The organism is Nostoc sp., assembly GCF_036916735.1.
Classification (GTDB): Bacteria; Cyanobacteriota; Cyanobacteriia; order Cyanobacteriales; family Nostocaceae; genus Nostoc.
Genome location: NZ_JBALFV010000101.1, coordinates 180,146 through 204,149, shown reverse-complemented (window position 1 = coordinate 204,149; position 24,004 = coordinate 180,146). Strand labels below are relative to the sequence as shown.

The window sequence follows — 24,004 nt, the reverse complement described above, 5'->3', positions numbered from 1 at the left end:
TACAAATTAATTGTACGAAGCTTCGCTACAGATGTTTATAGCAAAATTGCCTAGAACATGCGGAAAGGTTCTGATTCTTCAGTGAAATGGATTGGTAATATAGTTTCCACATTTTTCGGGGGATTGGGAACAATGTAGTGGGTAATTACTGTACCAACCTTGACTTGCTCTCCAGCAGCGATTCCGGCTTCAACAGCTCTATTTACTTCAGAAACGTGTCCCCGGACGGCGACTAATAAACGAGCGCTTTCTGCTTGACCATAGTACACAATTGTGACTGCGGCAGCTTTTACCATTGCATCTGCTGCTGCTAAGACACTAGGAAAACCTAAAGTTTCAATTACGCCAACGGCCATTGGCATGGCATTAGCTCCTGGATTAAGGGATAGGCGATTTTAATTGTACGTGGCTTTAGTCCCAATTTTGACATTTTAGAAAACTTTTTTTGATGTCATAATTTTTAGGGGAGTGGAAAGTTAGGAGTTGGGAGTAGGGAGTTAGAATGTTTTGATAGCTGCTGGTCTACGTTTTATGTATTACAATTAATATTCCAGCATGTTAGTTTGTGCAATTTTGTTGTATAACAAATTTAGCGATGGGTGGAAACAAGCTAGTACAATAAACTGAAATTTATGTTTCCAAATTTTCTTCCTAAAGCAGTTGGCCAACTGACAGAATCTGCCTCCATCGCCCTAGCTCAGAGTATTCAAATAACTGCGATCGCTACTCCTTTAATTAATCAACCAGTTACCACAACATTCGTTAAGCAAGGAAGTGGTGGAACTCCTATTTTATTAATTCACGGCTTTGATAGTTCTGTATTAGAATTTCGGCGGCTTTTGCCATTATTATCTGTACATAATGAAACTTGGGCAGTGGATTTGTTAGGTTTTGGATTTACAGATAGACTGTCAGGAATTGCCTATAGTCCAACTGCAATTAAAACCCATCTTTATTATTTCTGGAAAAGTCTGATTAACCAACCTGTAATTTTAGTAGGCGCTTCGATGGGGGGTGCGACTGCAATTGATTTTACATTGACTTACCCGGAAGTAGTAGAAAAACTGGTGTTAATTGATAGTGCTGGGTTAGCGGGTGGTTCACCATTAAGTAAATTAATGTTTCCTCCGTTGGATTATTTAGCAACTCAGTTTTTGAGTAATCTAAAAGTGCGCGATCGCGTTTCTCGGATTGGATATAAAAATCAAAGTCTTGCCTCTGTCGATGCGCTATGTTGTAGCGCATTACATCTACAAATGCCGAGTTGGCATCAAGCTTTGATTGCTTTCACTAAAAGTGGTGGTTACAGTGCTTTTCGATTTAAAAAAATATCACAAATTGTCCAACAAACGCTAATTCTATGGGGCGATTCCGATAAAATTTTGGGTACTAGGGATGCCATGAGATTTAAAAGAGCAATTCCCCACAGTACACTGGTGTGGATTCAAGATTGTGGTCATCTCCCACACTTAGAACAACCACAAATTACCGCACAGCATATTTTAAGCTTTCGATAATTGTAGTTCAAACCCAAGAAATCTAATGCATCTCTTACACCTTATTGAATCTATTTGGAGAGAACTAGGACTAGCTCTTTCAAGGTAACTAGTAAAATCTTTTTTCTGTGTGCGCTGCGCCAGTTGCTAAAGAGCGGGAACGCTAAGAGCGAACAAGTCGGGAAACCACAAGGGCGTACTGGTTTCTCTGTGTTTCATCTTTTGAAAGTAATTTTTATAACTATAAAGACGCAGAAAACACTGAGTAAAGAGCTTAAAAAAGAATTTATAGTTCAAAATTGTTATCTACCTTGAAAGGGCTAGTCCTAAGAACGTCTTAAAAAAATACTCTAGTTAGTATACTGTGGCGGAAATTTACCTACCTTTAACAAGGGGATTTTGCCTCAAGTCTTATTAATCGTAGCTGGATTTGCGCCAAGCTGTACTAGTCAAGTAACCACATCTCATTAGAACTCTCAGGATACTCGTTTGGTTGATTTTGTGGTTGATTTTGAGCTAGTTTTTCTGATGACCGATGTGATTTTTTGTAGTTAACTGGATTGTAGTATTCTTTTACGGGTCTTATAGCACTAGTTGCTTTTACAGCTACAGTAAGTTTAGAATTATCTTCTGCGGTTTGTTTTAAAGCATTAATTTCTTCTATAAGCTTGGAATTTGCTTCTGCTAGTTGCAGTGCTGTTTTTTTGGTTTCTTCAAGTTCTTTTGTAACCTGTTGTACTAATGATTTATGTTCGGATGCTAATGTTTGTTGTTTAGATAATTTTGATTGCAAATCAGCAATTTCCTGCCCAAGAGATGCTTCATTTTTATGGCTTTTTTCTAGATTACTTGTCAACTCTTTGACAATTGCTTCTAATTCAGCCTTAGTTGGAGTTGTGCGCTTAGTAGAATTTGGCTCAGATGTTTGTGCTGAGGATTGTTCATCAGATAAAGCTTGTTCTTCGGCAATTTCTTTTGCTGTAATTTCGCTCGCAGATTCGCCTTCAGAGGATGTAATTTTTTGCGCCTCTTCTTGTAGTAAGTCAGAGAGACTTTGTTTCTTAACCATTATTATTTTCTCCAATCACGCTGTAATTCATCAGCTGCACGACGGTAGTCTAACTCCGCCTCCCGTGCATTACTTCCTCGCCATTGACTAATCGCTACACCCTCAAGTGCCGCTCGTTCATGAGCCTTATAAGCACGGATAAAAGTATTACAAGCAGGAATACCTAATCGAGTGAGAGTGTTTTTTGCTTCTAGTGCTTCCCCCATACTGCGCGTATCCACTTTGGTAAGCAGTACCCGATGGGGAGTTCCCACGGGGATGACGGCTTCCTTAACTGTTTCCACGAGGATAGCTAAATCCATTGCGGCTGGGGGTGTAGGCAAAACTAGATAATCTGCGATCGCAACTACCGCCACTAATGCTTCAGAGCGTAGCGCGGGAGGCGTATCCACCACTACTAAATCGTAACCTGTTATCTTTCCTAAATTACCTAAAAGTGTAGGATCTGTTTCTTGAGATAAATCAAATCCCATTCCCTGCTGACTGCGCCCAAACCACCAACTGGCAGAACCTTGAATATCTGCGTCAATCAGCAGTACCTTTTTTTTCTTCGCAAAGTTTGCAGCCAGATTGACTGCGGTAGTCGTTTTACCGACTCCTCCTTTACCATTAAGAATAGCGATGATTTTTGGCACTGCTTTAGCTAGGAAAAGGGAGTGGGCTTGCCGTGAGCGTAGCCGAAGGGGAGTGGGGGGTGGGGAGTAGGGAAGAAATCTTTTTCATTTTTGGTTGTGGGATTTTTTGATTATGGACTGACTTGAAAAAGTTTTGAGTACTGAGTTAGTGATTATAAGTTATTAGTTATTATCCTTTTTTTATACTCTTTACTCCCTACTCCTTACTTCCCATTCTCTACTCCCCCATGATGAATATACCGCTTTATGTGACCTTCAAGAACATGAAAACTCGTAAGAAAATTCTGAAGCCAGCAATTGACAAACTCCGATGATAGCAAGTTACAATTTGCCTGATGGGCCTCAAATGCCGCGCTGGCTACGGATGATCAAGTTTATTGGTCAGCCTATAAAATATGTTGATGATTTTGCCAAAATTTATGGTGATACTTTTACCATCAGGAGTAGTCGCTCTGATAACCATCTTGTGTACTTTAGTCAACCCCAAGCGCTTGAACAGATTTTTACTGCTGATTCCAGGCATTTTGAGGTTGGAAGGGGGAACATAGGACTAAAATTTTTACTTGGTGATCGCTCCTTTATGTTATCAGATGGTGATCGCCACCAGTGCCAACGACAACTACTAGCTCCTCCTTTTCATGGCGAAAGGATGCGGGCCTATGGTCAGGATATCCAAAAAATAACCCGACAAGTGAGTAATCAATGGCAAATTGGCAAGCCTTTTAATATCCGCGAGTCGATGCAAGAAATCACCTTGCGTGTTATCCTGCGAGTTGTATTTGGTTTAAATGAGGGAGAGCTTTTTGAGTCATTGAGGCGATCGCTAAGTGACTTACTAAACTTCATCAGTTCGTCCCTAATGTCTAGCGCCTTCTTTTTCAGGTTTATCCAAAAAGATTTCGGTGTGTGGAGTCCTTGGGGCCGGATTCTGCAACAACGGCAAAAAATTGATCAACTTATTTATGCTTTGCTTCGAGAACGTCGAGCTGAACCTGATCAAAATCGCCAAGATATCCTGAGTTTGATGATGGCGGCCCGTTATGACAATGGTCAAGGCATGTCAGATGAAGAATTACACGATGAATTGATGACACTGCTAGTTGCCGGACATGAAACTACCGCTTCTGCATTGACATGGGCTTTTTACTGGATTGACTATTTACCGGAGGTGCGTAGAAAGTTGCTACAGGAACTCAACACCATTGGAGTTAACTCCGATTTGAGTAGTGTAGCTAAATTGCCCTATTTGACAGCAGTGTGCCAAGAAACATTGCGAATTTACCCAATTGCTATGACTGCTTTCGTGCGGATTGTGAAGACCCCCATTAAAATTATGGGCTACGAACTGCCAGAGGGAACGGCAATAGTCCCCAGCATTTATTTAGCGCATCATCGGGAAGAAGTTTACCCACAATCCAAGCAGTTCAAACCAGAACGATTTTTTGAAAGACAATATTCACCTTATGAATATTTACCCTTTGGTGGCGGTAATCGTCGCTGTATTGGCATGGCATTTGCTCAGTATGAAATGAAAATTGTCTTGGCAACTATTTTGTCAGAATTTCAAGTATCGCTAGTGAACAAACGTCCTGTGCGTCCTGTGCGCCGTGGGTTAACTATAGCCACACCGGCCGGAATGCGTATGGTTGCAACACCTCAAAGTAATACCAATTCTGGATGAAGATGCGCCTATAGTGCAAGAAATAAAGAATGAACCGCCCTTCGGGTGACGCTCCTTCGTCGCTCTAAGCGTTCGCGTAGCGTCTCGTAGAGAAGCTATGCCGTAGGCTTTACGCTGCGCTAACACCAGTCGCTTACGGTGGGAAACCCGCCTACAGCGCTGGTTCACCAAGAGCGCCAAGTACGCCAAGAAATAATCAATTAAGAGATTTAGCGCAGCTTCACAAAGAAAGAGTATAAGCATACAAATACACCAGCGCTCATTTAACCAAATAGGGTGGGCATTTTTATCCCCACCGTACTATCGTCTAATAATTACGAATTACTAATTACGAATTATCTTGATATTGCTTGTTTGCAAGTTGTTCATAATGTTTTTTGTCGCGGTATTTAATTGTTCTCATAGGTTGATTTCCAACAATTGCTAAAGGTTCAACATTAGCAGTTACAACCGTACCAGCCGCTACAATTGCCCCATCTCCAATGGAAACTCCTGGAATAATTAGGACATTTCCGCCAATCCAAACATTGCGACCGATAACAACAGGTTTATGAATATAGACATTATGTTGATATGGCAAATCATTACTTTGATAGTCGTGGTTTGCTGAAAGAATAACAACGTTAAATCCAAGTGTAGTGTTGTCGCCAATTGTGATTCCACCACGTCCATCTAATAAGACATCGGGGCCGATGTAGACTTTATTCCCCAGAGATACATTTTGCGGATGGTCAATTCTAATATCTCGCTTAAATCTTAGACCTAAACCGCAAAATTTTAGTTGGCTCTTTAGCTCTTGATGTTTGTAGCGCCTGATTTTAGTTTCTAGGTATTCTCCCCACTGTACCAAACGAGGCACTAACCGTTGTTCAAATAGTCGCTCTAACTTATTTGTAATTTTATCTTTGAGCTGTTTCATAAAACCTCACGGTACTTTAGGAACCCTCTGGCTTTTAACCGGGGAAGAAAAAGGACGCGGTACTTTAGCATCCTCCGCATTTGTTAGGTTTTCCTGATTAGAGTATTTTCTCCCGTGTGAATATCGTTTCTTTACTAGTAGACTGAGAGTCTAAGATTTTGGAATTATAGATGCACAAAGTTGAGAATTATCAGACTGAGCCATGAAAAATCTCATAAAAAATTAATGAGAGACCGCTTTTGATGGCAACTGGTTTGTACTATAATCAGTAAAACAGATTCCGGTTGATTACAGTGTTTTTGTAACAAAGATTCCAAAACAGATCAGTCGTTGTATTTATTCAAATTTGCTGCGGTCGCAAACGCGCTGAAGCCGCACTTTGCAACTTTCAAAAAAGTTTATTGTTGCTAATCTAAGAAATGGCAATAGCGATAATTGAGTGGAATTATAAGTTTATGGATCGAGGTGGTAACCCAGTTTCCGAAAATATTTTCGATTACACGGTAGTATAAATAATGGAGTTCCTAACTATAAAAATTGTAGAGACGCTTGTAAAATTTGCATCTCTACAAAATTTTTTATTGGAGTACTAATTAAAATCCCTGTACAAATAGATGACAGGCTAGTTAATAAGGAATGGCTCTCAGAAAGCCACCAGCTAAGTTGAGTACTAAGAAAGCTAAGATCGGAGAAAAATCCATACCGCCCAATGGAGGAATAATTGAGCGGAATAAATTCAGATAAGGGTCGGTTATCTGGGCTAAAGCAGCAAATGGCTGATTATACCAATTGATTGTCGGGAACCAAGTCAACAAAACCCGGATAATTAGCAAATAGCTATAAAAGGTAACAAAGGTAACTAGTGTCGTAATCAGTAAACTCATGGATAGGTGTCTTTCCTACTAAGTGTCAAATGCGGTCTTATCTTTTAATTTTAATTTAGTCCATGTCATGATGTTTGCGGATTTAGCACTTACCACACTTGACATTTTCACCACGTTTAAGCAAACTTCAAGAGTCTTTAGTAAGGGAGCGGTCATTAGTTGCTTGAGGTGAACCGCCGTTAACATTTCCCAATTGCTTCCGCACATCATCAATTGTGGCATTTAGCTGGGCAATTTTATCTTCTAGCGATCGCCTAGCCGTTTCTATGCCGATGCTCTCGCTTTCTGAGGCTTTCATCTGACGCCGCTTTGCTGCTATTTTCTTCGCTTCAGCTTGGCTATCCGTCAGTTCTGTCTCCTCCTCTGCTAGCAATTCTGGATTACGTCGAGAAGCAATTAGTGCCCCGATAACACCGCCAAATACGCCACCGACAAATGCTCCTGCTATAAAACCACTGCCAAAACCATCTCGTTGACTCATATTACCGCCTTCAAGAAACCTTGCAACTTTTACAGTAGTTATGCTATTTTCCTGCCCTAGCTGCATACTAGCTTAAGTCCCAAAGATGCGATCGCCTGCATCTCCCAATCCCGGTAAAATATACCCCTTGTTGTTAAGTTTTTCGTCAATAGTCGCTGTGTAAATTATTAAACCTGGATAAGCTACACTCAGTTTTTGCAAAGCTGGTGCAGCTGCCACTACGCAAACAATTCGAGTCAAAGTCGGATCGGCACCCCGTTGTGTCAATTCTGCCATTGCTGCCATCATCGACCCTCCTGTTGCCAACATTGGATCGGTAATTAACACTCGTGTTTGAGGGTCAAATTTTTCTGGTAACTTGTTCAGATAACAATGAGGTTGGAGTGTCTCTTCATCTCGCGCCAAACCAAGATGGTAAATAGAAGCTAAAGGCAGTAAAGTCTGCGCTCCCTCAAGTAATCCTAGTCCAGCCCGTAGAATCGGCACTACTGCTACTGGTATCTGGGGATCAATGACGGTTGCCAAACAGGTATCCAAGGGACTCTGCACAGTGGTTTCTTGGGTCGGCAACCAGTCTCGCGCAGCTTCATAAGTCAGCCATCTTCCCAACTCAGTCATAGCACTACGAAATAATACTGAAGGTGTGCCTGCATCACGGGCAACTGCCAGCCAGTGTTTTATCAGAGGATGGGGTGGGACATAAACGCGCAATTGTAGCGTCATAGGCAGAAATAAGGGCTTTTTTATTGTATAAGAACTGAAAACACCATAATACTCTTTCCTGCATCCGGCTGACAGCTGAGAATTAACACGCTCAACTCTATTGATATTATTTTTCATTAACAGTTGACATTAATTCTTAATTAAGGCTATATTCTTATACAGTGTTCTCCTCTCTTTTAAGGATCGGCAGACGGGATTAGCCAGCAGCAGCAGGCTCGTCCCTCTTTTTTTTGTTGGGCACTTGCACTGCCCTTTGACTACGCTCAGGAACCGCGACTCGTGCCGAGCCTGTTCTGAGCGTAGCCGTAAAGCCTGCGGCATAGCTACGCTTAGGGCGCAGCCTCTGGTAGAGTTGGGCAAAGCCGAGGTAAGTCGAAGTATTGGGCATTGGGAATTAGGCAGAGGGTATAGAGGAGAATAACTAATGACTAATGACTAATGACTAAAATGCAAGATATTGATGTGATCGTGATTGGGTCTGGTATTGGCGGATTAGTAACAGCGACCCAGTTAGCAGCGAAGGGAGCAAAAGTGCTGGTACTAGAACGTTATTTGATTCCAGGTGGTAGCGCTGGTTATTTTGAACGCCAAGGCTATCGGTTCGATGTTGGTGCATCGATGATTTTTGGGCTGGGAGAGAACGGCACTACTAATTTACTCACTCGCGCTTTGTCAGCTGTGAATGTTAGCCAAGAAGCGATCGCAGATCCGGTGCAGATTCACTATCATCTACCCCAAGGTTTAAACTTGAAGGTTGACCGGGTTTATGAAAAATTTTTGCAAAATCTTGCTGCTCATTTTCCCAATGAAGACCAGGGGATTCGTCGCTTTTATGACGAATGCCAAAAAGTATTCAAGTGTCTCAACAGCATGGATTTGCTGTCGTTGGAAGAACCTCGGTATTTATTGCGGGTATTTTTCCAACATCCTTTAGCATGTCTCGGTTTAGCTAAGTATCTGCCCCAAAATGCCGGAGATTTTGCAAGACGTTACGTTAAAGACCCGCAATTATTAAAATTTATTGATATGGAGTGTTATTGCTGGTCAGTGGTTCCATCAGACATGACACCAATGATTAATGCTGGGATGGTCTTTTCTGACAGGCATTATGGCGGAGTTAACTATCCTAAAGGCGGAGTAGGACAAATTGCTCAAAAACTTGTAGAAGGTCTAGAGAAGGCTGGAGGTAAAATTCAGTACCAAGCTAGAGTCACGAAAATTCTCACAGAACAGGGAAAAGCGGTAGGTGTACAACTGGCTAATGGTAAAGTATACCACGGTAAACGCATAGTTTCTAATGCTACACGCTGGGATACTTTTGAACAATTATTATCAGTAGAAAAAATGCCGCTTAATGAGAAGAAGTGGCAACAAAACTATCAAAAATCTCCAAGTTTTTTGAGTTTGCACATTGGGGTAAAAGAGTCAGTTTTACCTGTAGGGACGGAATGTCACCATATTTTGCTGGAAGATTGGGAAAAGATGACAGCAGCAGAAGGCACAGTTTTTGTTTCGATTCCCACATTGCTCGATCCAGATTTAGCACCAAATGGATATCACATCATTCATGTATTTACACCTCACTGGATTGATGCTTGGCAAAAACTTTCTTTGAGTAAGTACGAAGCGAAGAAAGAAGAGGCGGCTTGGCGAATTATTGATCGTCTAGAAAAGATTTTTCCCGGATTAGATGCTGGATTGGATTATCTGGAAGTGGGGACACCCCGTACCCATCACCGCTTTTTGGGTCGTCAGGATGGTACTTATGGGCCAATTCCCCGGCGCAAATTGTGGGGGTTATTGAATATGCCCTTTAATCGCACAGCTATTCCAGGACTTTATTGTGTAGGCGATAGTACCTTTCCAGGTCAAGGGTTGAATGCAGTAGCTTTTTCTGGGTTTGCCTGTGCCCATCGTATTGCCGTAGATTTAGGATTTTAGCGTAAATCAATCAAACAGTAAATTATCAAGTTGATAAATTTTCTTCACCAATGTAACAGCATCAGCCGCGCGATCGCGAAAATTTTCTTTGATAATTGTGCTTTAATGGTGAGCGGTTTTTGTTTTCCAAAAATCTTCCTCACACACATAGCGATTATTGATGCTCCTCACACACAAAGAAAATCTTCTCAAAGCCAGTTGGCTATTACCCAGCTTCTTAAGTCTGTTCCTATTTGGCTCCAGTGTCAAAGCTGCTGCGATCGCTAATTGGCATTTTGATAGTAATCGTAATCATCTGGACTTTACCACAGATGAAAATGTTCAACCTAAAGTGCAACTACTTACCAACCCTACTCGTCTAGTAATTGATTTACCTGGAGTCACACTAGGATATCCACAGACTAGTCAAAGAGTGGGGTTAGTAATTAAAGATATTAGTATCGGGCAGTTTAACCCACAGACTACCCGCATGATAGTTACTTTAGCACCAGGTTACACCTTTGACTTAACACAGGTGAAACTGCAAGAGGAATCACTTAATCATTGGTCTGTGCAGTTACCCAAACCAGTACCACTGACTGCAACCCAGCCGAAATATCTAGAAATAACTCCGAGTCTTTCTCCAAAAGTCAGTGATAATAGCACTCTGTTTGCTGGCGTGGTTTTGATGCATTCACCGATAAAAGTGCTGGAACCTCAAATTAAAGCCTTGATGAATCGCTACAGTTTTCTGAAAACAGGAATGTTTTTCCTGGATTTGGATACAGGGGATTATCTGGATATTGGAGGCGATCGCGTTTTTCCTGCTGCTAGTACGATTAAACTGCCAATTCTCATCGCCTTTTTCCAAGATTTAGATGCTGGTAAAGTCACCTTAAATGAAATGCTCACCATGCGGCGTGACTTAGTAACCAATGGTTCTGGAATTATGCAGTATGAGCGAGTTGGTAAGAAGTACACAGCTTTAGAAACCATCACTAAGATGATTACCATCAGTGATAATACCGCCACCAACATGATTATTGATCGCTTAGGTGGAGCGGCGCGACTAAATCAGCGCTTCCGTAGTTGGGGACTGAAAGACACAGTAATTCGCCATCTTTTGGCTGACTTAAGGGGAACCAACACCACAAGTTCTCAAGATATGGTGCGGGTGCTGGCTTTAGTTGTAAATAACAAGCTAGTTTCTTTACAAAGTCGGGAGCAAGCTTTGGATATTCTGCGTCACACCACAATTCACACACTACTACCCGCCGGTTTGGGCAAAGGTGCTGTCATAGCTAACAAAACTGGAGATATCGGGTTTCTCATCGGCGATGCGGGATTTGTTACTATGCCCAATGGTAAGCGTTATCTGGCCGCTATCTTTGTTACCCGTCCGTATAAGGATAGCAGGGGGAGAGACTTTATTCGTCAAGTTTCCCACCTTGTTTACGATTACCTAAATCAGCTCAATCCAGTTGCTGCGCTTAATTCGCCTAACACTGCTACAAGATAGGAGATGCGATCGCCAACAGAAAAATCTTTGGAATAAGGCAGCGAACAGCAGAAAAAAGAGTTTGAGCCTTGTTTACTTTTCTTCACACAGTTTCGTTTTATTGTACCGATTTACTTAGTCTGTTAAGTTAACACTGATTCCTCAGCAAGTTTATAGTAAGCACTTTAGTTCTTAATTTTTTAAGCACTAAAATACTTACTACGAACCTCTGAGAAAATTAGATCAATTTGATTTTACTTGCAGCTCTAGTGGCCTTTTCTCTAGCTTCTTGGACATTAGCACCTTTAGCTAAAGCTACGCCCATTCGCCGATATGGATGAGCATTAGGTTTACCAAATAATCTAATATCTATATCTTTTTCTGACAAAGCATCGGCCACACCACTAAAAGCAATAGAATCAGATTTTTCTAAAGCTAAAATTACTGCACTAGCTGATGCTCCTAGCTGTTCTATATGAGGAATTGGCAAGTCTAAAATAGCTCTTAGATGTAATTCAAATTCATTGATGTTTTGGGAGATTAATGTCACCATTCCGGTATCGTGCGGTCTGGGAGAAAGTTCAGAAAAAATTACTTCGTCTTTGGTAATGAAAAACTCAACACCAAAAATTCCGGCTCCTCCTAAAGCATCAGTGACTTTTATAGCTATTTCTTGAGCTTTTAATATCTTGTCTTCAGAAATTAATGCGGGTTGCCACGATTCTTGATAATCGCCTCTTTCTTGCCGATGACCAATAGGAGAACAAAAAATAGTTGCTGCATTCCACTGTTTAATTGTCAATAAAGTTATCTCAATTTCAAAGTTAATAAATTCTTCTACGATGACCTTTTGACTGTCTCCTCTAGAATTAGCGATCGCATAATTCCAAGCTTTTTTAACCTCATTCTCATCCCGCACTACAGACTGACCTTTTCCAGAGGATGACATTACAGGTTTAACAACATTAGCAAACCCGATTTCATCAGAAACTGCAATCAATTCTTCTAAAGTTGTTGCATAACCATATTTAGCCGTTCTGATGCCTAATTGTTGATGTGCCAGTTCCCGAATTCTATCGCGGTTCATTGTATAGTTAGTGGCAGCCGCAGTTGGTATAACTGTAATCCCTCGCTGCTCAAATTCCAGAAGTTTTTCTGTTCTAATTGCTTCAATTTCTGGTATAATAATATCTGGCTGATGTTTTGTCACTACACCTTCTAAATCATCAGCATTGAGCATAGAAATAACTTCATAAGCATCAGCAACCTGCATAGCTGGAGCATTGGCGTAACGGTCAACGGCAATCACATAATTACCAAGACGTTGAGCAGCGATCGCAAATTCTTTGCCTAGTTCTCCTGAACCCAGCAACATCAATTTTTGGGGCAACTTAATACTCATTAACTTATCCTGGTCAATATCAATTCAATCATCTTAGAATTTTTTGTGTTTTAATTACCAACTTCTCAATAATTAAATATAGCTTTGCGCAATTGTAAATCTTGACATTGTAGATGATTTAAACCAGTAGCTACGCCAAACTGACACTTATCTACTAGAGTATCTAACCAAATAGTTTCGTTCAGAGTTGCACCTCGTAAATCTGCATTTCTCAAGTCAGCTTTCGTAAAATTTACAAATAATAGGTCTGCATTGACTAAACTGCTACCTTGTAGATTTGCTCCTGATAAATTTCCTCGAATTAAGTTTACGCCATCTAAAATTAAACCAGATAAATCTGCTCCTATAAGATTAGGAAACTTTAGCTGACTTGGATATTTAAAAAACCGCATCATACAGATGATATTTGCTTCATTTAGTCGTATTTTGGTTAAAAAATCATAACGAGCTATGCCTAGTTGCTTGAGAATTTGCAGACGTTGTGCAGGACTTTGTTCTAAAAACTGGATGGCTGTATGGCGTAGGTCTTGAGTAGAAAGATTTAGCATAATTCTTAGATAGTCGTTATATTTGTGTCGATTAAGAATTTAATCGGCAATTTAGGCAAATAATAGATAATATAGCAGTCCTAAATCATTGATGAAAAACAAGAACCTCGACTTATCAAAAAAGCCAGGGTTATAACATGTATCGATAACTACTTACCTAACGTCCTGCTAATAATGCTTTCGTAGCAGATTCGCCTGCTAACCTCACCTGCGTTGTCAACAGGAAATTTAACAACGCTAATTGAGGGGGATATAGAACTTTTTATACCGATAATACGACTTTTCAAACATCCCCTAAGAGCTGATTTCTAAAGAAAATCTTAAAAATACCCAATTCATTGCTATGTATAACTTTTAGAGAATCAACGCTCTTATGGCTTAAATTCCTGAAACCCTGACGAGACAAAGACTTTACTCTAGTTTACAAATTAGCTCTAAGAGCTAACATTGCCAAGATTATCTGGTTCAATTGACGTATCGTTGTAGCGTTTATCTGCGGTAACAGACACTGTAGTAGTGATAAGATGTCGGGTATGGGCTGAACAGTAGTTTTTGAATTATCGTTTGGGAAAACAATTACTCTACTTCATCCTCTTATTTTGGCTAAGGTATTGCAAAGAGACAAGTTAATTATGAACAGAGATCAGTTGCTATTTGAGTTTAAAAATATTAAAGAGCAGATAGAGACACTGTATAAATACATTAAAGAAACACCAATGCAGCAACAGGTGATTGCAGAGTTAGAAGCTCTTGACGTTTCTATCAGCAACTTAGAGCTACTCAAAGAAGAAATGCAGGCTAGTTTGGAAACAATGGAAATCATTGAGGAACAACTGCTACAACAAAATGAAAATATAATAAGAGAACGCAAGCATTATTATAATTTATTTAAATTTGCACCTAATGCTTATTTGGTAATAGATGCCCAAGGAAGAATTAAAGAAATAAACTATGCTGCTGCATTATTAAATATGTTGCCCAGTTTCTTAGTTGGCAAATTATTAATTAATTTCGTCTCTAGGGAAGAGCATCCATTTTTTCATATAAAACTGAACCAGTCGTTAAATGTAAAGTCTGTGCAAGAATGGGAGGTATCTATCTGTCCGCGGAACGCTCAAGCTTTTGATGCTTTACTTTTAGTGAAGCCTGTCCGAGAAGCTTTTGAAACACAGAGTTTACTACAGATATGCTTATATGATATTACCAAGTACAAACATATACAGCGATCGCAATTAGCAGCAAGTCAGCAACCTGTCTTGAGTGAACCTGTAAAAACGCCTTATAGACTTGATGGCTTACGCGTACTCTTTGTAGATGACGAAGCTGATACCCGCGAGTTGATTACAGCAGTGCTAAAGCAATATGGGGTGATAGTGACAACAGTTGCCTCAGTAACAGAGGCGCTCTCTGAATTAGAGCGATCGCGTCCCGATGTCATAATTAGCGATCTTAGAATGCCCGAAGAAGATGGCTATACTTTGATTCGCAAAATAAAGGCACTAGAAATAGAGAAAGGATGGCAAATTCCCACTGCTGCCTTGACTGCTTATCTTGCAGAAGACCGCGCAAAGGCAATGAGAGCAGGTTTCCAGTCGCACTTGCATAAACTGGCTGAACCAACGGAGTTAGTAGCAATGGTGGCACAGCTTGCAGGACGAAGTGAAAAGTGAGCAAGGGGATCAATCTTATCGCAGGGGAAAAAGGAATTTTAGTTTTTTACAAAGCTGAAATCTGATATCAATTCAGTAAAAGTTAGAATTTTCTTAGCTGAAAGATTTCAAACTTAAGTAGATATCTTTTCTCCAGGAAACATGGACAGCTTAACCGAACGCAAGAAAGATGCTCTGGCAATGGATGTATTTGCAGGCGGTGGCGAGATGGGCGAGTTGATGCGACGCAAGGACTGGTCACAAACGCCGTTGGGTCCGGTCGAGTCTTGGTCGCAAAGTTTGCGAACAGCCGTGAGTATCTGCTTATCTTCTACTTTCCCCCTTTGCCTGATGTGGGGACAAGAGATAATCCAACTTTACAATGATGCCTATCGCCCGATTTGTGGTGCCAAACATCCTCAAACATTGGGTAGTCCGGGACAGGAGAATTGGTCAGAAATTTGGCACATTCTCGATCCGCTCTTTGAAGGTGTTTTCCAGACGGGACAACCTGCCTATCTTGAAAATCTGCAAATGTTTATCAATCGCAATGGCTACCTTGAAGAAGTTTACTTGACCTTTTCATTTAGTCCCATTCGCGATGAAAGCGGTAAGGTTGCGGGCGTTTTCCATCCGATAATGGAAACAACTGCACAAGTGATTAGCTCAAGACGGCTACGAACGCTCAGCGAGTTAGGAACAAAGCTTGGAGCAGCAAAGACGTTGGAGGAGTGTTGCCAAATTGCGATCGCAACGCTTTCGCACAATGCGGCTGACATTCCTTTTGTGGTACTTTATCTACTTGCTGATGATGAAAAGCGTTTTCAGCTTTGGGGAACGACCGGATGGGACAAAGACTGGTATGATCTTCCCCCCGTCATTGATATAAGCGCATTAGAAGAACTGAAATTTCCGTTTGCACAAGCAATTCATACTAGATTAGTTGAGCTGGTGGAGATTGCAAGTCACAAGGATTGCAACAGCGCCCCTCTCAACACAGAACTGCCCAAGACAAAACCCCTTTCTGCTCTGGCTCTGCCCTTGATCCAACCAGCGCAAGCTCGTCTTACTGGCTTGCTGATTGCAGGTATCAGCCCTCACCTTTCGCTTGACTCTGACTATCGGCGATTCTTTGAATTAGTTGCCGGACAGCTGACAACCGCCATGACGAATGTTCGTGCTTACGAAGAAGAACGCCTGCGAGCCGAGGCATTGGCAGAACTTGATCGCGCTAAGACAGCCTTCTTCAGCAATGTCAGCCATGAATTTCGCACGCCCCTAACGTTGATACTTAATCCACTTGAGCAACTCATCGCCGAAACACAAGATTCACTCCTGCCCGACGAACAGCGCAAACTACTTAATATTGTTCAGCGAAACGCAATGAGGCTGTACAAACTGGTCAATACCTTGCTTGACTTCTCCCGAATTGAAGCAGGCAGGATACAAGCCGTTTATGAATCAACTGATTTAGCCCAATTCACAGCCGAGTTAGCCTCAGTATTCCGTTCGGCTATTGCAACAGCAGGGTTGCAATTAATCGTGGATTGTCCGCCCCTGACCTCTTTGGTGTATGTAGATCGCGAAATGTGGGAGAAAATTGTTCTTAACTTAATCTCCAATGCGTTCAAGTTTACCTTTGTTGGTGAAATTGTTGTTTCATTACACCCAATTGGTGACAAAGTAGAGCTAAAAATCCGAGATACAGGCACAGGCATTGCTCTCGAAGAGTTACCCCGAATTTTTGAGCGCTTTCACCGTATACGAAACGTACAGGCAAGGAGTTATGAAGGATCGGGTATTGGTTTAGCTTTGGTGCAAGAACTCGTCCACTTACATAGCGGTACTGTAAACATGGAAAGTGCCTTGGGTAAAGGAACAACATTTACAGTAACCCTGCCCACAGGCTCATCACACTTGCCATCTGAGCAAATTAGTAACAAAGCTACATTGCCATCAACATCACTTGCTGCTCCTTACGTCCAGGAAGCACAGCAATGGCAAAAACAAGAAAATTTGTGGCATTGGGGCCGCCACTTCGTGGCGGCCCCAATAAGTTCCTACGAGTTCTCATCTGGGCGTATTTTGTTAGTAGATGATAATGCGGATATGCGCGATTATTTAAAAAAACGTCTACTACAGGAACGATGGCAGGTAGAAGCTGTGAAGAATGGAGTAGATGCACTAACTGCTATCTCATTGCAACCCCCAGATTTAATACTCACCGATGTGATGATGCCAGAAATGGACGGTTTTCAATTGCTAAGAGCATTGCGTGCCGATCCAAAAACAAAAGGTCTACCCATCATGCTGCTTTCGGTTCGTGCAGGGGAAGAAGCAGCAATTGAGGGTTTGCGAGCAGGAGCAGACGACTACTTAATCAAGCCTTTTTCTGCCCAAGAATTAATCGCTCGCGTAGATTCTCATTTACAAATGGCGCGTCTGCGTCAGGAATTATCCTCAAATCGCCTCAAGGATGAGTTTTTAGCAACCGTTACTCACGAACTTCACGCTCCCTTAGTAGCTATCCTCGGCTGGACTCGCTTACTACGTTCAAATCAGCTAAATCCGTCTACTGTTTTACGTGCTTTAGATACCATTGAGCGCAACGCTAACAACCAGGCAATGCTAATTGAGGATCTGCTGGATATTTCAACTATTCTCTCAGGTAAAGTCCACCTGGATCGCCAACCAGTTAATATCACTTCTACTCTTAAAGAAGTGATTCAGACAATGTTAAGCGATGCTCAGGCTAAAAAAATTCAAATTCTAGAGACGCAATTAATCAACCAGCGCGTTACGGAAACAAGTGCGGTCTTGGGCTTTGCCCAAGAGGAGCAACTTCGGGAGGTTCCCTCTGTTGTAGCGTCTGGCGTCGCCTCTCTACAAAAAGATATTTGCGTTTGCGGGAATTTAATCCGTTTGCAGCAAATTTTTTCAAAGTTGCTGCATAACGCCATTAAATTTACACCCAAAGGGGGAAGTATTGAAGTTCGGCTTGATGCTGTTGACTCTTGGGCTACTATCCAAGTCTGGGACAATGGTATCGGTATTAGTGCCGATTTTCTCCCCCATGTCTTTGATCGCTTTACTCAAGAGGAAGTTCCCAGCCGTTACTCACCAGGAGGACTGGGATTGGGGCTAGCGATCGCTCGTCAACTCGTAGAACTGCACGACGGTACAATTGAGGCAGCGAGTGAGGGAGTTGGACGAGGTGCAACCTTTACTGTTAAGCTGCCATTAGTTTGACAGGCAATATCGCCAAAGACAATGGATTTTCAGCATTGTTTTAGGATTTCGTTCGCCCAGCGTGAGAGAACGGCTTGCCGCTGCTTTATACACAGATGGCAGTAAGCTTTAAAGTGAAAGCAAAAGCTGCTACAGCTTGCGCGAAACACGCAAACGTGAAAGCAAAAGCTCTTGCAGTCAAAGCGGAAGTTGCTACAGCTTGCGCGAAACACGCAAACGTGAAAGCAAAAGCTCTTGCAGCCAAAGCGGAAGTTGCTACAGCCTGCGCGAAACACGCAAACGTGAAAGCAAAAGCTCTTGCAGCCAAAGCGGAAGTTGCTACAGCCTGCGCGAAACATAAGTAGGGCTTGCTGAAGAAAAGTGTAATCTAGTTTAAATAAGGGTTTGAAGCCTTTTTCCACCAAACAAGTGCAAGGCTATAAAATATAGAGTCTCAAAACCTTTGCACAATCGTTAGCGATCGCTGGGTACATTTAGAAACTGAGCTATGAAACAACCATTCTACAAGCTGTATGGCTTCTAGATTTGCTTTAGAGACTTATTGAGCAAACCCTAAGTAGGTCGGCGTAAATAATTATTGTTGGAATAAGGCAGGGGGCAGGGGGCAGGGGAAAAAGACTTTGAGCCTTGTTTACTTTTCTTCATACAATTTGGTTTTATTGTACTGACTTACTTACAAACTAGGACTAGCCCTTTCAAGGTGGGTAAAAATTTTGGTCAATAAATTAATTCCTCTTTAACCTCTTTACTCTGTGTTCTCTGCACCTCTGCGGTTAAATAAGTCATTTTTAAACCGCAGAGGCGCTGAAAGCGCTGAGAAAAAACAATCTTATTTTACGAGTCACCTTGAAAGAGGTAGTCCTACAAACGTCAAGGCAGAAGTTGCTGCTGCACCATGCAGCTAGACTTAATTGAGAGCAAAGTCTGGATTGAGCATAATAGCACCGAAATTTTTATTGACCGAGAACTGATTGGGCGCGGTGTTGCGCCCCAAGATATTGTTTTAGGATTTCGTTCGCGCAGCGTCTTTGTAGGAGAATCGCCCAAAGTAAGAGAACGGCTTGCCCTTGCTTTACACACAGATGTTGCCAGCAAGCCTTAAAATGGTAAATCATAATAAACCAATTTATCAGCGATCGCACCCAATTAATTAATAAAGGCGATGCAACAACCTCAAAGAGAAACAGTCACGCTAGAGGATATTGTCATCACCCAAGAGTTGTCCCAGCGAAACCCTCGGACTGCAAACTTACTCTCGGAAAATCGAGCATTGCATACGTTGGCGCGGCAGTTGGTAAATCAGCCTGAAACAATGCTCCAGAGTCTAGTTGACATTGCACTAGAATTGTGCAATGCCCAAAGTACAGGGATCAGTTTATTTGAAGTCTTGCCAAGTGGTGAAGAAGTCTTTCGCTGGAATGTGTTGGCAGGAGCGTTAAAACAGTACGTTGGCGGCACTACCCCTCGCAACTTTAGCCCCTGTGGAACCTGCCTTGATCGCGGTACACCTGTGCTTTTTTCTCATCCCGAAAGGTATTTCATCTACTTTCAAGAAGCCAACACGACCATTGTCGAAGGCTTGGTGTTACCTTTAATCGCTGACAATCACGCTCTCGGCACGATCTGGATTATGTCGCATGATCAGCAACGGCACTTTGACACTGAAGACGTGCGGGTGATAACGAGTTTGGCAGACTTTACTGCTGCTGCACTGCTTTTAAATCAGCGACAAACCGGGGAATTGCTTGCTGCCAACGTTGCCCTAGAAGCTGAAATTGTTGAACGCAAGCTAAAAGAAGCAGCCTTGCACGAATCAGAAGAACGCTTGCGGGTGATGATTGCAAATCTGCCGTGTGGGGCGGCGTTTGTGGTTAATGGCGATCTGCGCTATCTGCTTGCCGAAGGCGAAGCGCTCTCTGCCGCTGGTTTCAAAAGAGAAGATTTAGTTGGCAAAACCATTTTTGAGGCAATGCCGCCCGAATTAATCCCCAAGTATGAGGAGCTATACCGCATGGCTCTGGCGGGCGAGTCATTCGCGCACGAACACAATGCACACGATCGCACTTACATCTCACGCGGAACGCCGCTTCGCACGAATAGCGGCGAAGTTTATGCTGTGCTTGCCGTTTCATACGACATATCCGAGCGTAAAAAAGCAGAAGTTGCTTTGCGCGAGAGCGAAGAACGATTCCGCTTATTCGTCACCGCTAGCTCGGACATAATATACAGAATGAGTGCAGATTGGAGTCAGATGCGTAACCTCGAAGGTAAGAACATCCTCGCCAGCACTGAGAAGCCCAGCCACACATGGCTTGAAACGTATATTCCCAAGGAGGAGCAGCCGCAGGTATGGGCTGTCATCCAAGAAGCCATCCGAACCAAGAGCACGTTTGAGTTGGAACATCGGGTTATTCAACAGGACGGCACAATCGGCTGGACGTTCTCGCGTGCCATCCCAATGCTGAATGAGCAGGGTGAAATCATTGAATGGTTCGGAGCAGCAAGTGATGTGAGCGATCGCAAACAAACCGAAGCCGCTATTGCTGCCGATCTCGAAGATACGCAACGGCTGCGCGAACTCAGTGCCCGACTAGTAACGGAAGGCGACATTCAAACGCTGTATCAAGAAATTATCTCTACCGCGATCGCCCTCACGCAGGCAGATGCTGGAACAGTGCAAATTCTGGATGAAGCGACGGAAGATTTGTTGCTGCTAGCTACACAAGGCTTTGAGTGCAATATGACTGAGCATTTTTACCGCGTCAATGCCAGCTCTGATACACCTTGCGGCATGGCGCTCAAGAGTGGCGGTCGCACCTTTGTTGATTTCGATGTGCCAGAAAGCGAAGACCTTGACGGTTCATACCGAATGCATGTGGAGGCAGGTTATCTCTGTGTCCAGTCCACACCGCTGATTACCCGTTCTGGCAAAGCGATTGGTATGGTTTCCACCCATTGGCGCAAACACCACCGACCGAGCGATCACGAACTGGACTTTCTCGATTTACTCGCCCGCCAAGCCGCCGATTTGATTGAGCAGCGACAAGCCCAAGCCGTTCTGCACGAGAGCGAGGCTTGGCTGGCAGGGCAAAAGTCAGCGTTCCAAGCTGCCGTCAAAGGCGCAACCCTCGAAGCATCGCTCGGCGTGCTTATCCGCACCGCCATCGAGCAATCAAGCACCGATGTCAGATGCGCCATTTACATTGCCGATGATACTGGAAGCGAGTTGCGCCACGTTGCCGGAATGTCCGAACCTTACGCCGAGTGTGTGGACGGCTTCAAAATCGGTGCAGACTCGCTAGCGTGCGGTTTAGCCTTCTATACGGGTCAACCGATTATCACTCCCGACGTAACCAAAGACCCGCGATGGCAGGATTGGCTATGGCTGGCCCAGGAGTATGAATACCGCGGCGTTTGGTCGTTTCCGATTGAGACGACCCAAGAAAAGATCGTCGGCACATTCGCAATGTATTTCAAACACCCGCACGAAGCCACACCGCGCGACTACGAATTCGCCGCCGTGCTGACACAAGCTGCCGCGATCATCATCTCCCGAAATCAGGAGGCTGAAGAACGCACCCGCGCCGAAGCAGCCATGCGCGAATCAGAAATTCAGCGAGTTCAAGAACAAGCTGCCCGCGAACAGGAACGTCAACGTGCCGAAACTCTGGCAGAACTTGATCGCGCCAAAACCCAGTTCTTCAGCAACGTCAGCCACGAATTCCGCACGCCGCTAACGCTGTCACTGGCTCCCCTCTCTGATGCCTTGAGCGATTCGGCCAATCCGCTAACTCAAGAACAACGGGAACGGTTAGAACTCGCACATCGCAACAGCTTGCGTTTGCTGAAACTAGTTAATATCCTGCTCGACTTCTCCCGCATCGAAGCCGGACGCATGGAAGCAGTCTATGAACCGACTGACTTGGCACTGTACACAACTGAGTTAGCCAGTGTATTTCGTTCCGCCATTGAACGGGCAGGATTGCGGCTAGTGGTCGATTGCCCATCATTGCTTGAACCTGTATACGTAGACCGCCAAATGTGGGAGAAAATTGTCCTTAATTTGCTCTCCAACGCCTTTAAGTTCACCTTTGAAGGCGAAATTGCCGTCAGGCTGCATCTTGCTGATGACCATCATGTAACGCTACAGGTAGAAGATACAGGCTCTGGAATTGAGCCGGAGGAACTACCCCATTTGTTTGAGCGATTTTATCAAGTGCGAGGAACAAAAGCCAGAACTCATGAAGGGTCTGGTATTGGTCTAGCTTTGGTGCAGGAATTAATTAAACTGCATGGTGGAACTATAGACGTAAGCAGCACTGTAGGGCAAGGAAGCTGCTTCACCGTCACAATTCTATTAGGCACAGCCCACCTGCCAAGCGTTAGCGAAGCGGGGCGCAATAGCGCACGTCGCCTACGTCGAATCGTAAGCGAATCTCCTACGGAGACGCTTCGCGAACGTATCACAGCAACACGCACGCTGACATCAACTACATTAGGCGCTGCACCTTATGTTCAGGAGGCAGAGCGGTGGATGGTGGAAGCAGGGGAGCAGGGAAGCAGCACTTCGGCTCCTTTCGGCTTCTCTACGAGACGTTGCGCGAACGCTCAAGGCAAATCGCTCAGTGACCAAGGAGCAGGGGAAGAAATTACCCCCTCATCCCGTGTCCTCATTATCGATGACAACGCCGATATGCGCGATTACCTCAAGCGGATATTAAACGAACACGTTGAAGTAGAAGCTGTCGCGGATGGGGCTACTGCACTGGCGGCAGCTAATCAAAGAGTGCCGGATCTGATTCTTTCTGATGTGATGATGCCAGGGTTAGACGGCTTTGAGTTATTGAAAGCATTGCGGGCTGATGCACGGACAAAAGAAGTGCCGATTATTCTGCTTTCTGCCCGTGCTGGAGAAGAGTCTGTAATTGAAGGACTCCTTGCTGGGGCTGACGATTACTTAATCAAGCCCTTTTCTGCCAGCGAACTTGTCACCCGTGTAAATGCCTATCTACAAATGGCACACCTGCGCTCTGAAACTCTCCGCCAGGAAAGAACAATTAACCGCAGAAAGGATGAGGTACTATCAACAGTTTCTCACGAACTGAATACCCCCTTAGTCGCTATTCTTGGTTGGACGCGGTTACTCCGCAGCAGCCCGCCCAGTCAAGCCATGCTGATGAAATCTCTGGAGACGATTGAACGCAATGCCACTCTGCAAGCCAAACTTGTTCAAGATTTGCTCGATATCTCGCGGATCACTGCGGGTAAAGTTAACCTGAATCTTCAACCCGTTGAACTGCAAGAAGTGATTGAAGCTGCGATCGCCACAGTGCGTCAATCTTACCAAACCAAAGATATTTGCCTAGAGTGTACGCTTGCTCTACCAGTAACAGTTCAAGGCGATCCAGACCGTTTACAACAAATTGTCTTAAATTTACTGACTAATGCCATCAAATTTACTCCTACTGGGGGAAAAATTGAAGTTAGTCTGCAAACTCATGAAAATCAAGCCCAGATTATATTAAGTGACACTGGCTGCGGAATACCTGCCGACTTTCTGCCATACATTTTTGACACATTTCGTCAAGCAAAAGGTGCAAAAAAAGGACTAGGGTTAGGACTGGCGATCACACGTAACCTCGTAGAACTTCATGGGGGTACTATCTACGCCCAAAGTCCAGGAGTTAGGCAGGGTGCAACTTTTATTGTCAACTTACCGTTGAGCGATAATAGTATTTAAGCCTTAAAGCAGTTTTTTAGTACTTAAAGTTTGTTATGTGCTAAATAACTGCCCTTTAAATTAAGAATAATACTATTATCTATAAATGTTAGTCAAATTTTTTATATTTA

General features: G+C 43.3%; 18 protein-coding genes and 1 pseudogene. 9 read left to right on the top strand and 10 right to left on the bottom strand.

The window, feature by feature from the left end; genetic code table 11:
- Positions 1-50: 50 nt before the first annotated feature.
- A complete protein-coding gene (locus V7L20_RS24495; protein ID WP_334746558.1) occupies positions 51-362 on the bottom strand; it encodes a BMC domain-containing protein in 312 nt (103 codons plus the stop codon).
- 270 nt (positions 363-632) lie between these two features.
- On the opposite strand from V7L20_RS24495, the gene V7L20_RS24490 reads away from it, so the two are divergent.
- A complete protein-coding gene (locus V7L20_RS24490) occupies positions 633-1,517 on the top strand; it encodes an alpha/beta fold hydrolase (RefSeq protein ID WP_334746557.1) in 885 nt (294 codons plus the stop codon).
- A 424-nt stretch (positions 1,518-1,941) separates the two neighbouring features.
- Here the strand turns inward: V7L20_RS24490 and V7L20_RS24485 are convergent, their stop codons facing one another.
- Together V7L20_RS24485 and V7L20_RS24480 are read right to left on the bottom strand one after the other, a co-directional pair.
- Complete coding sequence (locus tag V7L20_RS24485) at positions 1,942-2,580, bottom strand: hypothetical protein (protein WP_334746556.1); 639 nt, start codon at positions 2,578-2,580, stop codon at positions 1,942-1,944.
- On the bottom strand, positions 2,568-3,200 hold the full coding sequence (locus V7L20_RS24480; RefSeq protein ID WP_334746555.1) for a ParA family protein: 633 nt from the start codon (positions 3,198-3,200) through the stop codon (positions 2,568-2,570). The genes V7L20_RS24485 and V7L20_RS24480 overlap by 13 nt, the downstream gene beginning before the upstream one ends.
- 310 nt (positions 3,201-3,510) lie before the next feature.
- Here V7L20_RS24480 and V7L20_RS24475 point away from each other — a divergent pair, with 310 nt between their 5' ends.
- Positions 3,511-4,881: a cytochrome P450 gene (locus tag V7L20_RS24475; protein ID WP_334746554.1), complete on the top strand. Its 1,371-nt coding sequence runs from the start codon at positions 3,511-3,513 to the stop codon at positions 4,879-4,881.
- Between the two features lie 328 nt (positions 4,882-5,209).
- Here the strand turns inward: V7L20_RS24475 and V7L20_RS24470 are convergent, their stop codons facing one another.
- The 5 genes from V7L20_RS24470 to V7L20_RS24450 form a co-directional block, all read right to left on the bottom strand.
- On the bottom strand, positions 5,210-5,800 hold the full coding sequence (locus V7L20_RS24470; RefSeq protein ID WP_334746553.1) for an acyltransferase: 591 nt from the start codon (positions 5,798-5,800) through the stop codon (positions 5,210-5,212).
- 626 nt (positions 5,801-6,426) lie between these two features.
- Positions 6,427-6,684 (bottom strand): YggT family protein, encoded by a 258-nt coding sequence (locus V7L20_RS24465; RefSeq protein ID WP_334746552.1) that lies wholly within the window; start codon positions 6,682-6,684, stop codon positions 6,427-6,429.
- A gap of 127 nt (positions 6,685-6,811) precedes the next feature.
- Positions 6,812-7,165: a hypothetical protein gene (locus tag V7L20_RS24460; protein ID WP_334746660.1), complete on the bottom strand. Its 354-nt coding sequence runs from the start codon at positions 7,163-7,165 to the stop codon at positions 6,812-6,814.
- A gap of 72 nt (positions 7,166-7,237) precedes the next feature.
- Positions 7,238-7,888, bottom strand: coding sequence for a uracil phosphoribosyltransferase (gene upp / locus V7L20_RS24455; protein WP_334746551.1), 651 nt, complete (start codon positions 7,886-7,888; stop codon positions 7,238-7,240).
- 196 nt (positions 7,889-8,084) lie between these two features.
- Positions 8,085-8,276, bottom strand: a complete 192-nt coding sequence (locus V7L20_RS24450; protein ID WP_334746550.1) for a hypothetical protein — start codon at positions 8,274-8,276, stop codon at positions 8,085-8,087.
- Positions 8,277-8,326: 50 nt separating this feature from the next.
- On the opposite strand from V7L20_RS24450, the gene crtH reads away from it, so the two are divergent.
- A complete protein-coding gene (crtH, locus tag V7L20_RS24445) occupies positions 8,327-9,829 on the top strand; it encodes a carotenoid isomerase (RefSeq protein WP_334746549.1) in 1,503 nt (500 codons plus the stop codon).
- A 160-nt stretch (positions 9,830-9,989) separates the two neighbouring features.
- Positions 9,990-11,327 carry a serine hydrolase gene (locus V7L20_RS24440; protein ID WP_334746548.1) on the top strand — a complete coding sequence of 446 codons (1,338 nt, stop codon included), beginning with the start codon at positions 9,990-9,992 and terminating at the stop codon, positions 11,325-11,327.
- A gap of 217 nt (positions 11,328-11,544) precedes the next feature.
- Here V7L20_RS24440 and purT read toward each other — a convergent pair whose 3' ends face one another.
- Together purT and V7L20_RS24430 are read right to left on the bottom strand one after the other, a co-directional pair.
- Positions 11,545-12,708 carry a formate-dependent phosphoribosylglycinamide formyltransferase gene (gene purT, locus V7L20_RS24435; protein ID WP_334746547.1) on the bottom strand — a complete coding sequence of 388 codons (1,164 nt, stop codon included), beginning with the start codon at positions 12,706-12,708 and terminating at the stop codon, positions 11,545-11,547.
- 65 nt (positions 12,709-12,773) lie between these two features.
- Positions 12,774-13,256 carry a pentapeptide repeat-containing protein gene (locus tag V7L20_RS24430; RefSeq protein ID WP_334746546.1) on the bottom strand — a complete coding sequence of 161 codons (483 nt, stop codon included), beginning with the start codon at positions 13,254-13,256 and terminating at the stop codon, positions 12,774-12,776.
- A 632-nt stretch (positions 13,257-13,888) separates the two neighbouring features.
- Between V7L20_RS24430 and V7L20_RS24425 the strand changes: the two genes are divergently transcribed.
- From V7L20_RS24425 to V7L20_RS24405, 5 genes and pseudogenes are all read left to right on the top strand, one after another.
- Positions 13,889-14,926, top strand: coding sequence for a response regulator (locus tag V7L20_RS24425; protein WP_334746545.1), 1,038 nt, complete (start codon positions 13,889-13,891; stop codon positions 14,924-14,926).
- 141 nt (positions 14,927-15,067) lie between these two features.
- Positions 15,068-18,154 carry a hybrid sensor histidine kinase/response regulator gene (locus V7L20_RS24420; RefSeq protein ID WP_334746544.1) on the top strand — a complete coding sequence of 1,029 codons (3,087 nt, stop codon included), beginning with the start codon at positions 15,068-15,070 and terminating at the stop codon, positions 18,152-18,154.
- A 95-nt stretch (positions 18,155-18,249) separates the two neighbouring features.
- A complete protein-coding gene (locus V7L20_RS24415) occupies positions 18,250-18,498 on the top strand; it encodes a hypothetical protein (protein WP_334746543.1) in 249 nt (82 codons plus the stop codon).
- 533 nt (positions 18,499-19,031) lie between these two features.
- A pseudogene (locus tag V7L20_RS24410) lies at positions 19,032-19,256 on the top strand (element excision factor XisI family protein); the annotation flags it as partial.
- Positions 19,257-19,316: 60 nt separating this feature from the next.
- Positions 19,317-23,894: an ATP-binding protein gene (locus V7L20_RS24405; RefSeq protein ID WP_334746542.1), complete on the top strand. Its 4,578-nt coding sequence runs from the start codon at positions 19,317-19,319 to the stop codon at positions 23,892-23,894.
- Positions 23,895-24,004: the final 110 nt, after the last annotated feature.

Bases quoted from the DNA above. Each gene is read 5' to 3' on its own strand.
- V7L20_RS24465 (WP_334746552.1), bottom strand. From the start codon at position 6,684: ATGAGTTTACTGATTACGACACTAGTTACCTTTGTTACCTTTTATAGC.
- V7L20_RS24460 (WP_334746660.1), bottom strand. From the start codon at position 7,165: ATGAGTCAACGAGATGGTTTTGGCAGTGGTTTTATAGCAGGAGCATTT.
- V7L20_RS24495 (WP_334746558.1), bottom strand. From the start codon at position 362: ATGCCAATGGCCGTTGGCGTAATTGAAACTTTAGGTTTTCCTAGTGTC.
- crtH (WP_334746549.1), top strand. From the start codon at position 8,327: ATGACTAAAATGCAAGATATTGATGTGATCGTGATTGGGTCTGGTATT.
- V7L20_RS24450 (WP_334746550.1), bottom strand. From the start codon at position 8,276: ATGCCCAATACTTCGACTTACCTCGGCTTTGCCCAACTCTACCAGAGG.
- V7L20_RS24425 (WP_334746545.1), top strand. From the start codon at position 13,889: ATGAACAGAGATCAGTTGCTATTTGAGTTTAAAAATATTAAAGAGCAG.
- V7L20_RS24405 (WP_334746542.1), top strand. From the start codon at position 19,317: ATGCAACAACCTCAAAGAGAAACAGTCACGCTAGAGGATATTGTCATC.
- V7L20_RS24430 (WP_334746546.1), bottom strand. From the start codon at position 13,256: ATGCTAAATCTTTCTACTCAAGACCTACGCCATACAGCCATCCAGTTT.
- V7L20_RS24440 (WP_334746548.1), top strand. From the start codon at position 9,990: ATGCTCCTCACACACAAAGAAAATCTTCTCAAAGCCAGTTGGCTATTA.
- upp (WP_334746551.1), bottom strand. From the start codon at position 7,888: ATGACGCTACAATTGCGCGTTTATGTCCCACCCCATCCTCTGATAAAA.
- purT (WP_334746547.1), bottom strand. From the start codon at position 12,708: ATGAGTATTAAGTTGCCCCAAAAATTGATGTTGCTGGGTTCAGGAGAA.
- V7L20_RS24490 (WP_334746557.1), top strand. From the start codon at position 633: ATGTTTCCAAATTTTCTTCCTAAAGCAGTTGGCCAACTGACAGAATCT.
- V7L20_RS24475 (WP_334746554.1), top strand. From the start codon at position 3,511: ATGATAGCAAGTTACAATTTGCCTGATGGGCCTCAAATGCCGCGCTGG.
- V7L20_RS24470 (WP_334746553.1), bottom strand. From the start codon at position 5,800: ATGAAACAGCTCAAAGATAAAATTACAAATAAGTTAGAGCGACTATTT.
- V7L20_RS24415 (WP_334746543.1), top strand. From the start codon at position 18,250: ATGGCAGTAAGCTTTAAAGTGAAAGCAAAAGCTGCTACAGCTTGCGCG.
- V7L20_RS24420 (WP_334746544.1), top strand. From the start codon at position 15,068: ATGGACAGCTTAACCGAACGCAAGAAAGATGCTCTGGCAATGGATGTA.